We start from the raw sequence: 14,760 nt of genomic DNA, 5'->3' as shown, positions 1-14,760 counted from the left end.
TCAGGCGGCCTCGTCGACCAGCAAGGCGGCTGTCGGCAGGCGCCCCATGACGGAGACCGCCTGCGAAGTCGTCGTGACGTCGCGCATCGGGGTGGCGTTCAGCGTGGCGACGAGCACGATCTCGTCGGCCATGGCGACCAGCGGCGAGGCATTGAGATTGTCGGCCAGCGCGCCACCGTCGATGACGACGAGGTCGAAGCTCCGGCTGGCCCGCGCCAGCATCTGCTGCGCAAAATAGATGCCATGCGCTTCCTGGAAGACCGCCTTTGAGCGGCCCCTGCCCAGCACGGCAACGTTGCTGCCGGCGGCGTAATGGCTGACGGCCTCGAACGCGTACTCGCCGCGCAGAACATCGAGGATCCCCGGCTGCGGATCCTTCTGGCCGACGCCGCCAGCATTGGCATCGATGAACAGCACACGGCTGCCCCTGGATGCCGCGGCATTGGCCAGCAGCCGCGCCACCCGGCTGCGCTGCGCGCCCTCGCCCGGCGACGATGTCACCAAGATGGAAGGCACCAGCGGCCAGTCCGCCGGACGCTGGCCCGAACTGAACATGCGCCTGAGCGCAAGGCCGACGACGGCATCGGTCTTCTGGCTGGAGGCGGCGGCGCGCGCCCCGCCGAAAGGCCACCAGCGCCGGCCTGTGTCTGACTTTGCCGGCACCACGCCCAGCACCGGCGCGTCGATGGCCGACTGCATCTGGGCGCTGGAAAGCACCGTCGGCGAGGAATATTCGGCGATCAGCGCCAGACCGGTGCCGAGCCCAAGGCCGCCGAATATCGCGCCCAGCAACAGCAGCGGCAGAGGCGGCCAGCTCTTCTTCAAGGCGGGCATGGCGTTGGAGATGATGCGCGCATTGGTGCTGTCGACATTGATCTGCTCGCGCGTCTCCTGGGCGCGCTGGAGATAGTTCGAGTAGACGGAACGCAGCGCCTCGAGGTCGCGCTGCAATTCGCGCAGCCGCACCGAGGCCTGATCGGTGTCGAGCGACTTGCTCTTCATGCCGGCGACCTTGGCTTCCAGCGCCTGCTGGTTGGCCAGCGCCCGTTCGTAGTCGGTCTCGGTGGCGGTGGCGATGCGGCCAAGTTCGCGCGCGATCAGCTGGCGCGTGTCGCGCAGTTGCTGCTGGGCTGCGATCAGCGAGGGATGACGCGGCCCCAACTCCGTGCCGAGCTGCGAGACCTGGTCGACCAACGTCGCCTCTTGCGCCCGCAGGCTCGAGATCACCGCCGAGCGCATTGCTTCCGAAGTTGCGTCCGGCGTGCCGCTCTGCCGGCGCATCTGGTCGACCTGCGCCTTCAGCGCCGCGGTGCGGCTCTGCGCCGCCGCAAGCTGCGTGTTGATCTCGGTCAGTTCCTGGTCGCTGACCAGATTGCCTGCCGCCATCACCATGTTGTTGGCGGACTTGTAGGCTTCGACGGCGTTTTCGGCTTGCTGGACGCGCTTGCGCTGCTCGTCCAGCCGCGCGGTGATCGACTCGGAAGCGTCCTTGGCCATTTTCGCGCGCGCGCTCGCCTGGTCGACCAGGTAGGCCTGCGCGATGGCGTTGGCCAGGAGGGCGGCCTTGTCGGCGCTCTTGGCGGTGACGATGACGTCGAGGACCAGGACCTTGTCGGCCCGCTTCACCGCCAGGCGCCGGCGCAGCGCGTCGAGTGTCTGCACCGACCTGTCGCCTTCGGCTGATGCCGAACCGAGCAGGCGCGACAGCAAGCCCTGCCCATTGAATTCCGGATCCTGCGTCAGGTTTGTCGCCGCGATCGCCCGCATCAGCACGCCTGTCGACTGGACCACGCTGACCTGGCTCTCGACCTGCGTGATGCCGCCATCGGGTGAGATACGGCTGGGATTGACGTCGTTGGTGACCACCTGCAGGTCCTGCGGATCGATCAGGATTTCCGCCGCCGAGCTGTAGAGCGCCGGTGTGAAAAGGCCGTAGAGCAGGGCGACCAGCGTCAGCAGTGCGACGGTGCCGAAGATCCAGAACCGGCGGCGCACCAGGATGCGCTTCAGATCGCCCAGTTCGACAGTGGAGGCTGCATATGATCCCGCGCGTGCCGGATCCGGGGAGTGTTGCTGAGGAACCATGGGCAGGGATGATTGCATGGCTGCCTCCGACAATACTCCATATGCCGGCAAGACCAGTTTGCGGCGCTAACCTAGCTATTCCTCCAACTGTTAAAACATTGTTAATTATGTTGAGAGGTGACGTGAATTTTGGCACGCGGTTTGCTTAAAAATATACATATCGAGGTGTTGGCTACGCAGCGAGCGGAGGCGAATGCAGATGGGGTTACAATTTGACCGGACCGGCCTGGCCGGCAAGGCCGGGCACCGCCTTTTCGGACCTCCAACATGCAGATAAGCCTCCGCCTGGACGGCGACTGCGTCCGCGCCTTTCACGTCACGCTGCTGGAGCGCCTTGCCGCGCTCGAAGACGTCGAACTGTCCGTCGATGTCAGGCCGGCGGGCGGCGGCATTCCGCGCAGCGCCGCGGCCCTGTTTCAACTCGAAACGGCGATCCACGGACTGTCCCATGATGGACTGGCCAAGCGTGTGCCGCTTTCGGCGCTCGCGCCCTACCGGCAGTCCCCCGCTTCGCCTGACCTGGTCATCGACCTCTGCGGCGATGTCAGGCTGGAAAACACACGGATCTGGCGCGTCACCTATGACGGCGCCAGCGGCGAAGCGGCCTTGCTGGCCCTGATCCTCGCAGGTCGCACGCCGCTTGCCCGCATCGAGGAGAACGGCGTTGCGATCGCCGCCGGGCGTCTGGGCACCGAATATGGCGGCATCGCGCTGGCGTCCTTCCAGGATATGCTGGCGCGCACAGCAAGCCTGATCATAGCTGCCATGTCAGGCGCGGCAAAGTCCGTGCCTGATCTGCCCGAACCGGCGCAGGTGGGTGGCCCGCCGCCAATGCCCTCGGCGGGCAAGCTTGGGGTCAGGGCCGGCAAGGCGCTGGCGCGGCGGATCATCCAGAAGATCTATCACCTTTGCTACAACGCGCCGCACTGGAAGGTCGGCTGGCGGCAAACCGGGAGCCGCGATCTGTTCGAGCTGCGCGCGCATCCGGCGTCGGGTTGGCAAGAGTTGCCGGACGACGGCAGCCGCTTCTACGCCGATCCGTTCCCCATCCTCTACCAAGGCCAGCTGACCCTGTTCGTCGAGGACTATATCCATCGGCTCGGCAAAGCCATCATCTCCGCCGTTCCCTTCGGCCCGGCAGGCCCGCTCGGAAGGCCTGAACCGGTGTTGGAGCTGCCCTACCATCTCTCCTACCCCTTCGTCTTCGAGCGCGACGGCGAGGTCTGGATGGTGCCGGAAAGCTGCGCCAACGGCACGGTCGATCTCTACCGGGCCACAGCTTTTCCCGGCGGATGGGTCAAGGAGGCGACGCTTCTGTCCGGTGTCGTCGCCAGCGACGCCACGCTTGTCGAGCATGGCGGCGCCTGGTGGCTGTTCGCCACCGTCCGCGACGGCGGCGGCGCCTTCTCCGACGCGCTGCATCTGTGGTCGGCGCCGGATTTTCGCGGCCCCTGGACGCCGCACCCCAAAAATCCCGTGCTGATCGATATCGCCTCGGCGCGGCCGGCCGGCCGCATGGTCAGGCGCGGCAACGACCTGCTGCGCCCGGTCCAAGACTGCCGCAGGAGCTATGGCGCGGCGCTTGGCGTCGCACGCATTTCTCACCTTGATTTGATCGGCATGGAGCAGGTCGTTGAAACCATCTTAAATCCAGGTGCGCTATGGAGTGGGCGTAAACTTCACACGCTCAACGAGGCTGGCGGCTTTGAGTTCATCGATGGCTCGGCGATCGCACCGCGCTGGAAGCAGCGGGCCCGCGATTAACCTAAACATTGGTTACTACCAAGCACGCGCGCCGGTTGCTTGCGGTTGATTTAGGTCCGGAAGATATTTTCTACCGGAGATTGTGAAACGCGCCGTTGCCATCAGAAAGAGCAGCAAAATGAGTATCTCAGAGGCTGGCCCGGCCCAAGTCGATGTGGCGATCGTCGGTGCCGGAATGGCCGGCACGACCTTGGCAATTCTGTTGGGACGAGCCGGCCGCAAGGTGGCGCTGATCGATCCGCACCGCGTCCACCATGAGGAATTCCGGGCCGAGAAGATCGGCATGGACCAGATGCTGCTGTTCGAAAAGCTCGGCCTCGATGCGACACTCAAGCGTCTCGTCACCTCCACGACCGACACGCATGTCTTTCGCCTCGGCCAGTTCTTCGCGCATGAGAAGAAGGCTGAATTCACATTCTCCTATGGCGCGCTGATCAATGGCCTGCGCGACGCCTTGCCTGCGCAAGTGCCGCTGACGGTCGGCAAGGTAACCGAAGTCTCGACTGGACCGGACCGGCAGCGGCTTGTGCTGGCCGACGGCACCGTCATCGATGCCCGCCTGCTGGTGGTGGCAACCGGTCACGGCGAGGCGGTGCGGCGCGCCGTCGGCGTCGAGCGTATCGAGCAATCGAAGGCGCATTCCCTGTCGATGGGATTCGACCTCGCCATCTCGCCCAGCGATTTCGGTCATCAGTCCGTCACCTGCTACAGCAGGCGGGCCGCCGACCGTATCGCCTACATCAGCATCTTTCCCCTCGGCGACAAGATGCGGGCGAACATGTTCCTCTATCGCAATGTGGCCGAGCCGTGGACGCGGGCGTTCCGCCAGGAGCCGCAAAAGATGCTCTGCGAATTGATGCCCGAAATAGCCGTGCGATGCGGCAACTTCGAAGTCGCGAGTCCTGTCGAGGTCAGGCAGATCAGTCTGAGCACGACGCAAGGCCATCGCCGCGACGGGGTCATCTTCATCGGCGATGCTTTCTGTACCACGTGTCCAACGCCGGGCGTCGGCATCGGCCGCGTGATGACCGATGTCGATCAGCTCCATTCGGTTCACATTCCACGCTGGCTCGAAACTCCAGGCATGGCGGCTGACAAGATCAACGCCTTCTATGACGACCCGGTCAAGGTGGCTGCCGATGAGGATGGCATGCGGGTCAGTTACTATGCCAAGTCGATTACCGCCGACACCGGGCTGGAATGGCGCGTGCGGCGCCTGCGCAACAACACCGCGCGCCAGCTGATGATCATCGGCCGTAAGGTCCGGCATCTGGGACAGAAGCAGGCGCCCATGGCCAACATGCGATAGGGCGCGACCAGTCGCGCCCTATCGATTGCCGCTATTGATTGCCCTTGTCAGGCGAATGCGTCAGGCGCCAATCAATCACTGACGGCCGGCGGAGGTGTCGATGGGGCAGTCTGGGCCGTGACACCCGAAAGCCTGTCGCGCTTCTGCAAGGTTGGTTTCTCGTATTTCTTCACTGTAAAGTGCCCTCCAAATTGATACGGCGCCAGCAGAACCAATTCCCTGCCCCGTGTCAATTGTGCCATTACTGGTTCTTACGTCGTATCCACGCCATCGCGGTCAAACGATTCTTCACTGTTGCATTGCCGGCACATATCGGCTCCGACAGGTCACCTCATCCCAGCGCCAATCCCGCTCTCCTCGGCCGCGCGATGTTGTAAATCGTTTCATCCAAGGTATTTTGGCCATTGGGGAACAGAGGGAATAGTCATGTCCAACAGCGCCTTGCCGCTGGTCATCAGTGCGCCTGAACCACGCACGCTCGACCTGATCTTCACAGCCCGGCAGCTGGCGCGGCTCAAGGCGCACTATCGCATCGTCGAGACGACCGCTGACGGCGTCGCGAAACTGCCGGCCGACGTGCTGGCCGAGGCGCGCTATATCATCGGCCAGCCGCCCATATCGCCCGAAACGCTCGATCGGATGAAGGCGCTGCGCTGCGTCTTCAATGTCGAGACCAACCTCATCAACAACATGCCCTACGAGACGTTGTTCGCGCGCGGCATCCATGTCGTCACCACCGGCCTGGTGTTCGCCGAGCCGGTCGCGGAGCTTGGCCTTGCCATGGCACTCAATCTCGCCCGCGGCATCGTCGATGCCGACCTCGCCTTCCGCCAGGGACAGGAACTGTGGGGCGGCGACGGCAACCAGACGGCGCGGCTCTTGTCCGGCGCCGATGTCGGCATCATCGGTTTCGGCGATCTCGGCCGGGCGCTCAACCGGCTGCTGTCGGGCTTCCGCACCCGCACCAAAGTCTTCGATCCATGGCTGCCGCCATCGATCCTCATCGACAATGGCGTCGAGCCGGCCTCCCTCGACGAGGTGCTGTCGACCAGCGACTTCATCTTCGTCGTTGCCTCCGTGACCAGCGAGAACCAGGGTTTTCTCGGTGCCGACGCCTTTGCCGGCATGCGCAAGGGCGCTGCCTTCATCCTGCTCAGCCGCGCCGGCGTGGTGGACTTCCCGGCGCTGATGGCGGCGGTGAAGAGCGGCCACATCGTCGCCGCCAGCGACGTTTTCCCCGAAGAACCGCTGGCGCGGGACCATCCGGTGCGCGCCCTGCCCGGCTTCCTGCGCTCGGCTCACCGCGCCGGCGCGCTCGACATCGCCTTCAAGCGCATGGGCGATATGGTGCTGGAGGACATGGACCTGATCGACCGCGACCTGCCGCCGCTGCGCTCCAAACGCGCCGAGCGCGAGACGGTTTCGCGCATGCGTTCCAAGCCGGCCGACAGGAATTGAGGCGTGGATTTTCGTTCGGGTTGGCCGGCCCTCGACCAGGTCCGCTTGACAGGAGCGCGGCCGGCGATGACGCTGCCGCAATCGAACTTTGCGGAGGGAGGCCGTGACCATGAAGAAGATCTATGAAAAGCCGATGCTGCTCAAACGGCAGAAACTCTCCGCCGTGACGGCGCAGCAAGCCACTTCAGGAGTGACCGGTCCGATCGGCCCGACAGGCCCGGCAGGCTGACGCCTCGCGGTGTTCGATGAAGGTAGCATTGGACGCGCCCGCGGGTCGGCGGCGAGACGGCAGTCGCTCAAGGCGCAGCATCAGTGTTTATGGCTGCTCTTCGCTCTGCGGGCAACCGCTTCCATAAAAGAGCGGGCGGCAGCGTCACAGGCTGTTCTGGACGGTCCATTCGCGGACAGCACGACCTCCGCGGCCTTCCGCGACATGCCGTATTTCCGGGCGAAGACCGCAGCGTCGTAAGGTTCGTTTTCGGCCGGTGCCGCGGACGTGATCCTGGCCTTGGTCATTGGCGGGTCCGCCTGAAACTCTCAAGCAACTCGCCTTCATTGCGGCAGCCATTCTGGAACAGCGAAAACACCGTGGCTGCCAGAAGCTGCACGTCCGACTCCCCCGACATGCGATCAAATTTGCGCTCCAGGCAGACCCGATCGAAGACGCGCTGGCACAGTTGCAGATCGGAAGGATGGAGACCGGGATTGCGCTTACGAAGGCTCGACATAAGAAGCCCCTTTCGGAGCAGCGGCCACTTTTGATGCATGTCGTCCAAAAGTGACCTCGGCTTTGGGAGAACGACATGCATAAACAAAGACCCTAAAGCGCATCGCATAAATCCGATCAAACGCGATGCGCTTTAGACGCTGTGGGTCAAAAAATGAAATCGGGCTGAGCAAGAGTCAACATCGGCCTCATCACAGTAAGTATCGTACAATTCTCCCCCCGGTCCTCCCCCTTCTTCGAATGGTCCCCAGGCCCAGCGCGACATGGCGCTTTTCATTGGCCAGCGGATTTTATCGGCGTGATCCGGCGCTCTCATGAAATATGTCGGTTTTGTACCAAATGGCGTTTGGTACGTTTCCGACACTAACATTCAGGCCGATCTTTTCATATGCGAACAGGCGTTGGGGGGCGCCGTGCTTCGAATTTCATATCGCATTAATATCTTTCTGCGTTCAGAGCCCCTATACATAGGCCATCGTCCTCACGTTTTTACGGGCACGGACGGCTGGGAGATTGGATGGCTCTTGCCCTGCATTGGGCCACGCCATGTCTGATCCCAACAAAAACTCTGATCCCGACAAAAAACCCTATCCCGACGGGAACCATCCGTACCGAAACCAACTGCTGCGGCGCATGCCTGCGGATGATCTGGCGTTGCTCGAGCCGCACATGCAGCGCTGCGATTTGCCATTGCGCATGATGCTGGTGACCCCGAATGTTCCGATCGAGGCCGTCTACTTCATCGAACAGGGCATTGGTTCGGTGGTCGCCAGCACGGCAAGCGGCCAAGAGGCCGAAGTGGGCTTCATCGGCTTCGAAGGCATGACGGGATACTCCCTGGTGATGGGCGACGACCGTGCGCCGCATGCCTGTTTTGTCCAACTCGAAGGCGAAGCGATCCGCATCGAAGCCGGCGCTTTCAAGGCAGCTTTGGAGGCAAGTACGACCTTGCGCATGTTCCTGCTGCGCTTCGTCAACGCACTACAAACCCAGGCCGGCTGCACCGCGCTCGTCAACGCGCGGCTGAAGCTCGAGGAGCGGCTGGCGCGATGGCTGCTCATGTGCGACGACCGGGTGCCCGGCGAACATCTCGCCATCACCCACGAATTCCTGGCCATCATGCTTGGTGTCAGGCGGCCAGGCGTCACCGTCGCGCTTCAATTGCTCGAAGGCCGCACGTTGATTCGCTCGAGACGGGGCGAGATCGTCATTCGCGACCGCGCCGGGCTGCTGGAACTCGCCAATGGCAGTTACGGCGAAGCCGAGGCCGAATATGCAAGGCTGATCGGCGAGATCGGCGCGGCCTGATCAGGAGCGGCTGCTGCCGGCATCCGGCTTGCCCGATGTCGCTTTGCCGGGCGGTGCCGCACCGCCTTCTATGGGCCCATCCCTGCCGATCGGCCCATCCCTGCCGATCGGCCCATCCTTGCTGATCGGCAAGCCGGCATGCTCCAGGCTTGCAAGCTTGCACTTCGTCTGCTCGGCCGCCGCTCCGACAAGGCAATCAATGGTGAACATGGCACCGGCGTGATCGCTTGACGCGACCGCCTGGCGGATCTTCGTCAATTGCGCCTGCGTGTAGTCCAGAAGCTCGACCAGGCCGGTATGATCCAAACCGCCCTCCATTACAGGATGTCGAGAGGCCGATCCGAGGTCGCTCTTGCCACCGAAATACGCCCATTTACGCGGCTTGCATAGCCGGACTGTCAGAATCGTACAGCCTACGCTCTACGGGATCGTTGCCTATTGGCCAAAGGTCCATCTTCGCGCCAGCGCCACGGCATGCAAGTGTATATAAGCTATCGCTTGAATGCTGGTCCGTACGTCTGTCGGGGAGATGTCGTGCCAATTCGCGAGAATCTCGCCGCCAATCTCAGGCGGCTGGTCCAGCGCCACGCTTCCGTCAGCGCGGTGTGCCGTGAGCTTGGCATCAATCGCACCCAGTTCGAGCGCTATCTGCAAGGCAAGGCGGTGCCCAACAAAACCACCGCCAGGCTGATCTGCGATTATTTCAAGATCGACGAAAACGAGCTGTATCGCGAGCCGGCTGTTCCCGCAGCCAACGGCGACGGCAACGCATCGCTGCGCGAGGCACTGTACGAAAACATGGTGCGGCCGCCGTCGCCCGCCATCGCCGGCGGCACTTATTTCACCTATTTTTCGGTTCCCGGCCGCCCCGACCTTCTGATGCGCTCGGTCACCTTCCTGCGACGTGAGGCCGAGCTGGTCACCTTCAGGCGGGTGACGCGGTGGGCCCCGGGCGATGGCCAGGGTGGCGCCAGAATGCCCGGCAACCACTACGGCGTAGCGATCTCGCGCCTGAACTGGATCTATTTCACAGGCATCAACCGCCGCCAGACAAGCGAGCCCTCGATCATGACCGTACAGTGGGCTCCCATCTCCGAACCGGTTCTGGTCGGCAGGGCGATCGTCCTCACAGGATCGGGGCCGGCCTTTGTGCCGGTCATCATGCGGCAGGACGTCACCAGGGTCAGCATGAAGCGGGCGCTGCAGATGGCCCATATCGTCAGCCTCGACGACCCCAGCGTCGATCGACTGGTGGTCAGTCTCGCACGAGAGACCCGATAAACTCGCCTCCTACGGGAAAAATCCGGGAAAGTTTCAAGTTTTTCGGCTATATTTTTCCTCGTTTCGGCTTTTCTGCGCAAAAAATGCCGGAACTTTCACCCAAACCTGTCGTTTTCCAATGGATCGTTGCTTCGACGATCCCAAAGCAACAGGAGAGTACCCATGAACATCAAGATGATCTGCTTGGGCGCCATGGCACTTTCGATGGTCGGCGGCGCGGCGTTTGCCAAAACGTCGGCTCTCGACGATCCAGCCAAGATGCAGCCCTTCTACACCGATAGCAGCATGAAGACGATGGTCAGCAACGACGACTTCGTGAAAGCCTGGAAGGCCCTTACGCCGGACGACCAGACCGCGATGATGAAGGCCTGCGAGGACGAGGCGAAGGACGCCACTGCGGCCAACAGCCATCCCGAATTCTGCAGCAGCGTGAAAGCGAACGGCGGCAGCAAGTAGCAGTCCAGCAACCCGAATGAGAAACAGCCCCGCGCGGGGCTGTTTTGCGTCTGCCGCAGGTGTGCAGACAAGCCAGCCACGCAAGGATCGGGCCCGGCCGGCACCCGGCCCATCTCCCCATTTCTGCCATGTTGCACTGCGATAAATTTGTTGCATTGCGATATCGGCCTGCACCGCCGACATTGCACAGGGGCTGGGCTTGCACGAGGGAGCCGTCGTGGCAGCATCGTTCCGGCCGGACATACAAGGATTGCGCGCGCTCGCCGTCGGCGGCGTCGTCGCCTACCATTTCGGCCTCACCGCGCTCCCCGGCGGCTTTGCCGGCGTCGACATCTTCTTCGTCATCTCGGGCTGGCTGATATCGACCCACCTCATGCAGGAGATCGGCGAGACCGGCCGGCTCGACCTCTGGCGCTTCTATGCCAGGCGCGCGCGGCGGCTCCTGCCGGCAGCTTTGTTCGTCATCCTGGTCACGCTGGCCGCCGGCTACTTCATCCTGGCGCCACAGGAGCAGGCGCTCTATTCGCGCGGCGCCATGTTTGCCTCCGCCTATGCCATCAATCTGTGGCTGCTGCGCTGGTCGTTCGACTATTTCGCCGCCGACGCCACCAGCAATCCCTTCATCCACTTCTGGTCGCTGTCGGTGGAGGAGCAGTTCTATCTCGCCTGGCCGGCGCTGCTTCTGCTGGCCGCCTGGCTGCGGCCGGGCCGGCGAACGGCCGCAGCCATGATCGGCGTGGTCGGCCTCGCCTCCTTCGCCGCCTGCCTGTGGCTGACCAGCGCGGCGCCGGCCTGGGCCTTCTATTTCTCGCCGCTGCGCGCCTGGGAGTTCGCTGCCGGCGGCCTGGCGACGCTGGTCCCCATGGCTTTGCTGCAGCACCGCATCTGGCTGCGGCCAGCCCTTGGCTGGCTCGGCCTGGCGCTGATTGCGACGGCCTATCGCCTGTTGAGCGAGGACCTGCCCTTCCCCGGCTGGTACGCACTGCTGCCGGTTGCCGGCACCGTGCTGGTGCTGCTGAGCGGCGGCTGCGGGGAACAGACCAACGGGCGGACCGACCGGCACGTCCTTGGCCCGGCCACCGCTTTGTCGCTGCCGCTCTTGCAATGGATCGGCACGCTCTCCTATTCGCTCTATCTCTGGCACTGGCCGGTCATCGTCTACGCCGGGATGCTGACGCCCGATCTTACGGTGCCGCAGCGGCTGGGCTGCGGCGTGCTGGCGCTGGCGCTGTCGGTGCTCACCTATCACCTCATCGAGAACCCGGCACGACGCGGCGCCTGGCTGACGGTGGGCGCTCGCGCGCTCGCACCCGCGCTGGCGCTGACCGGTGCCGGCGTGGCGGTCGCCTACGCCAATGCGCATCTGGCCACGCGCAACATCGGTCCCGAGCAGCGCGGCATCGAGCAGGCGGCCGAAAGACCTTCCATCGCGCGGGCCGTCGACAAGAACTGCCTGGCCGACTTCCAAACGGTGACGCCGAAACCCTGCACATTCGGCCCGGCCGATGCCACCCGCACCATCGTGCTGTTTGGCGATTCGCACGCCGACCACTGGTCGACGCCGCTGATCGAAGCAGCCAGGCGCAACCACACCAAGGTGGTCACCTACCTCAAATCATCGTGCCGCGCCTCGCGGCTCTCCACCTTCAACACGGTGCTGAAGCGCGACTACACCGAATGCGACGCCTGGCGCGAGCAGGCCATATCGGAGATCATCCGCCGCAAGCCGCGCCTGGTGGTGATCTCCGAATTTTCCATCGGCAATCTGACCCGCGATCTGCCCGCCGCCGAACGCACCGCCGAAGTAGCGCGCTGGCAGGCCGGCCTGCGCTCGACCTTGCAGGCCTTCAGCCGGGCCGGTGTCGAGACGGCAGTCATCCGCGACACGCCGATCAACGCCAGCTTCGCCGGCTCCTGCGTGGCGCGCACCCTGTGGTGGCGCGAGGCACCCTCGCCGCACTGCGACACGCCAAGGGCCGAAGCCGCCAACGACAGCACCGCCGCCACCGAGCGCGCCGTGGTGACCAGCGTGCCCGACACCCGCTACATCGACCTCACCAACCAATTCTGCGGCCCGACCACCTGCCACGTCGTCATATCAGGCCAGCTGGCGTTTCGTGACAGGCACCATCTGGCGACGGGCTTTGCCGAGACGCTGGCGGGGCCGCTGGAGAGGGCGCTGTTTTAGGCGCCTGGGCATCTGCGCCCCGGTCTGCATTGTTCGTCACATCTTACGAATCTGTGGAACGAGGCTGCAACTCGGCAGTTATATTAGCCTAACCTTGAAAAGGAGGCAGCTATGAAAAAGCTCCTGCTTGTTTCGGTTATCGCCATTGCTTCGGCGGCGGCGATGATCGCCCCCGCCGACGCCCGCAGCCGTATCAGTATCGGCATTGGCGGCTATGCAGACGACTATTACGGCGACGATTATTACAATGGTTACGACTATGGCGATCGCTACTATCGCCCTTATTACCAGTACGACGCCTATGACAACGGCTACAGGCCGCGCTATTACCACCGTCACCACCGTTGCCACATCGCACTGGTCAAGCACTGGCGCCATCACCACAGGATCGTCGAGGAAATCCGCGTCTGCCGATGATCTGATCCTGTGAAAAATGATCCGGCCGGCGCCGCCGGCCGGATATTTGCGCCGCTCACCCCACCCGCCTCCTCATCATCATCCCATAATGCACCGCCAGCAGATCCAGCCCCACCTTCAGCAGCTTCGTCACCACGTTCCGGCCCTCGCCGGTCTGCTCGGACAGGCGCTTGAGGGAACCGTCCGCGCAGCAGACTTGTCGTACCACGGCGGCCACCTCCCAATGGCCTAGCGCTCCTGTGGCGGCGGCATAGGCCCTGCCGGCGTCGAGAACGCTGTCGGCGATGCCGCCGCCCTCGCGGCCGCCGTCGATGCGCTCGGTCCAGCGCATCGGCTTGACATCAGCCTGCTGACTGCAGCGGAAATCCTCGCGGTAGCGCAGGCCTGCCTCGCGCTGCTGGCGCGACAGCGAAGTGATGCCGACGAGTGCATCGATGGCGCGCAGCCGCACGATGCCGCCGGTCGCGGCGTAGCCGTCATTCGACACTTCGTAGACACGCGCAGCCTCCAGCGTGCCCGCTGCCAGCCGCTTGCGGCCGAAGGCGTCATCCCTGAGCGCGAAATCATGGCCGATCTCGCGGCGTATGCGCACCTGCTCGGCCTCGCCCTTCGGCAATTTCGGCGCCTGCGGTTTTGCGGGTCTGGTCTTTTTGCTGATGGGAGGCTCCTGGTTGGGATGGGTGGTGGAGGCCGGCAAGTGGCGATCCTTCGCGCGCCCTCGGCCCTGCCGGGCATCTCCCCACGCGGTGGCAGAGCGGAGCGGAGCGCTGCTCGGTTGGCCTTCAATGAACCGTAGGTCGTCGCCTCTTCGCCGCCGCGCCAGCATCCCTGCCGTCCGGCATCCAGGCTGATGGAACCGGCGCGAGTTTTCGACGTTATGTCGCGTCCATGCCAAGGGGAGGTTCGCCGATGACAGCCTTCATGCCGGTTACCGTGCGCTTTTGCGACAACAAAACCATGCTGGTCAGTTCGGTGGCCGGAGCCGCCGAGGCACTGCGCCACCAATGGCCCGACAAGACAGCGCCTGGCTATCTCGAGGCTTCCCGGCTGGTTACGCTCGCCGTGGACGGCATCTGCTGCCAGCGCATCGCGTTCGACGCCTTCACCAGGGCGGCCAAGCAGCAGAACATACTGGTCGACAGGCCCAAAAGCCGCGCCCATGACTGGCTGGATGCGGTGGCTAGCCCGTGAGGAGCGGGCGCCGCCCGAAAAATTGATGCAACCGGCCCCCAGCGGGGCGCGTTTATGGGTGCGGTAGCTGGAGCCGCGCGCAAAGCGAAGGTGAACGCCGTGGGTACGATGAAAACCGGAGTGCCGCTCAAAGTGCGGGTGGAAGATGAGATCGAAGAGATCGACAGCGTCAGCGAAGCCGCCGATTTTCTCCAGCGCTGGCCGCTGGAGCGGCGCGGCCATGTCTACCGCAGCGCGTTGAACGCCTGCAGCGCGGCGATTGCCGCCCAGATTTCCGAAGCCGACGCCATGAAGGTGTTTACCGGCTTTGCCCGGGTGACTGGCATATTGGTCGGCGAGGGCAACCCGCCGATGGCGATGGACGCAAGGAGCATACAGAGCCGCACGCCCAAGCAAGGCCGGCAGATGCCGAAATAGGGCTTTGCTTCTTTCTCCCCGTTTACGGGGGTGAGGTGTGATCCGCGCGGCGGACGAAAAGCCAATTGCTTGGCTTTTCGAACAGCGAACGCCCGGCAGGGCAATGAGGGGCGGCGCCAGCGCTTCGGTAAGTGGCATCTGAATCGGATGCTTGAATTT

The 14,760-nt window shown here is 63.8% G+C and carries 15 protein-coding genes; 11 read left to right on the top strand and 4 right to left on the bottom strand.

Annotated features, from left to right (window positions below):
* Positions 1 to 2,103 carry a GumC family protein gene (locus tag RPF88_RS02055; protein WP_337121615.1) on the bottom strand — a complete coding sequence of 701 codons (2,103 nt, stop codon included), beginning with the start codon at positions 2,101 to 2,103 and terminating at the stop codon, positions 1 to 3.
* 249 nt (positions 2,104 to 2,352) lie between these two features.
* On the opposite strand from RPF88_RS02055, the gene RPF88_RS02050 reads away from it, so the two are divergent.
* The 4 genes from RPF88_RS02050 (at position 2,353) to RPF88_RS02035 (ending at position 6,845) form a co-directional block, all read left to right on the top strand.
* Positions 2,353 to 3,849 carry a glucosamine inositolphosphorylceramide transferase family protein gene (locus tag RPF88_RS02050; protein WP_337121614.1) on the top strand — a complete coding sequence of 499 codons (1,497 nt, stop codon included), beginning with the start codon at positions 2,353 to 2,355 and terminating at the stop codon, positions 3,847 to 3,849.
* Positions 3,850 to 3,967: 118 nt separating this feature from the next.
* Positions 3,968 to 5,158, top strand: a complete 1,191-nt coding sequence (locus RPF88_RS02045; RefSeq protein ID WP_337121613.1) for an FAD-dependent oxidoreductase — start codon at positions 3,968 to 3,970, stop codon at positions 5,156 to 5,158.
* Between the two features lie 426 nt (positions 5,159 to 5,584).
* On the top strand, positions 5,585 to 6,616 hold the full coding sequence (locus RPF88_RS02040; protein WP_337121612.1) for a hydroxyacid dehydrogenase: 1,032 nt from the start codon (positions 5,585 to 5,587) through the stop codon (positions 6,614 to 6,616).
* Positions 6,617 to 6,725: 109 nt separating this feature from the next.
* Complete coding sequence (locus RPF88_RS02035; protein WP_013530600.1) at positions 6,726 to 6,845, top strand: hypothetical protein; 120 nt, start codon at positions 6,726 to 6,728, stop codon at positions 6,843 to 6,845.
* Between the two features lie 283 nt (positions 6,846 to 7,128).
* Here the strand turns inward: RPF88_RS02035 and RPF88_RS02030 are convergent, their stop codons facing one another.
* Positions 7,129 to 7,392: a hypothetical protein gene (locus tag RPF88_RS02030; RefSeq protein ID WP_013530598.1), complete on the bottom strand. Its 264-nt coding sequence runs from the start codon at positions 7,390 to 7,392 to the stop codon at positions 7,129 to 7,131.
* A gap of 497 nt (positions 7,393 to 7,889) precedes the next feature.
* Between RPF88_RS02030 and RPF88_RS02025 the strand changes: the two genes are divergently transcribed.
* Positions 7,890 to 8,651 carry a Crp/Fnr family transcriptional regulator gene (locus tag RPF88_RS02025; RefSeq protein WP_013530597.1) on the top strand — a complete coding sequence of 254 codons (762 nt, stop codon included), beginning with the start codon at positions 7,890 to 7,892 and terminating at the stop codon, positions 8,649 to 8,651.
* Here RPF88_RS02025 and RPF88_RS02020 read toward each other — a convergent pair whose 3' ends face one another.
* Positions 8,652 to 8,957, bottom strand: coding sequence for a hypothetical protein (locus RPF88_RS02020; protein ID WP_013530596.1), 306 nt, complete (start codon positions 8,955 to 8,957; stop codon positions 8,652 to 8,654).
* A gap of 228 nt (positions 8,958 to 9,185) precedes the next feature.
* Between RPF88_RS02020 and RPF88_RS02015 the strand changes: the two genes are divergently transcribed.
* The 4 genes from RPF88_RS02015 to RPF88_RS02000 all read left to right on the top strand — a co-directional run bounded on the left by RPF88_RS02015 (position 9,186) and on the right by RPF88_RS02000 (position 12,993).
* Positions 9,186 to 9,932, top strand: a complete 747-nt coding sequence (locus tag RPF88_RS02015; protein ID WP_013530595.1) for a helix-turn-helix domain-containing protein — start codon at positions 9,186 to 9,188, stop codon at positions 9,930 to 9,932.
* Between the two features lie 162 nt (positions 9,933 to 10,094).
* Positions 10,095 to 10,388, top strand: coding sequence for a hypothetical protein (locus RPF88_RS02010; protein WP_013530594.1), 294 nt, complete (start codon positions 10,095 to 10,097; stop codon positions 10,386 to 10,388).
* 217 nt (positions 10,389 to 10,605) lie between these two features.
* On the top strand, positions 10,606 to 12,576 hold the full coding sequence (locus tag RPF88_RS02005) for an acyltransferase family protein (RefSeq protein WP_013530593.1): 1,971 nt from the start codon (positions 10,606 to 10,608) through the stop codon (positions 12,574 to 12,576).
* A 111-nt stretch (positions 12,577 to 12,687) separates the two neighbouring features.
* Positions 12,688 to 12,993 (top strand): hypothetical protein, encoded by a 306-nt coding sequence (locus RPF88_RS02000; RefSeq protein ID WP_027160843.1) that lies wholly within the window; start codon positions 12,688 to 12,690, stop codon positions 12,991 to 12,993.
* 55 nt (positions 12,994 to 13,048) lie between these two features.
* Here RPF88_RS02000 and RPF88_RS01995 read toward each other — a convergent pair whose 3' ends face one another.
* Positions 13,049 to 13,651 (bottom strand): DUF6456 domain-containing protein, encoded by a 603-nt coding sequence (locus RPF88_RS01995; protein ID WP_337123841.1) that lies wholly within the window; start codon positions 13,649 to 13,651, stop codon positions 13,049 to 13,051.
* A gap of 251 nt (positions 13,652 to 13,902) precedes the next feature.
* Here RPF88_RS01995 and RPF88_RS01990 point away from each other — a divergent pair, with 251 nt between their 5' ends.
* Positions 13,903 to 14,184, top strand: a complete 282-nt coding sequence (locus RPF88_RS01990) for a DUF982 domain-containing protein (RefSeq protein WP_013530587.1) — start codon at positions 13,903 to 13,905, stop codon at positions 14,182 to 14,184.
* Between the two features lie 54 nt (positions 14,185 to 14,238).
* Positions 14,239 to 14,601 carry a DUF982 domain-containing protein gene (locus RPF88_RS01985; protein WP_442921259.1) on the top strand — a complete coding sequence of 121 codons (363 nt, stop codon included), beginning with the start codon at positions 14,239 to 14,241 and terminating at the stop codon, positions 14,599 to 14,601.
* Positions 14,602 to 14,760 lie beyond the last annotated feature (159 nt).

This window comes from Mesorhizobium sp. ISC11 (assembly GCF_037162595.1).
Classification (GTDB): Bacteria; Pseudomonadota; Alphaproteobacteria; order Rhizobiales; family Rhizobiaceae; genus Mesorhizobium; species Mesorhizobium ciceri.
The sequence above is the reverse complement of the archived record's forward strand: the minus strand, read 5'-3'. Positions and strand labels throughout refer to the sequence as shown.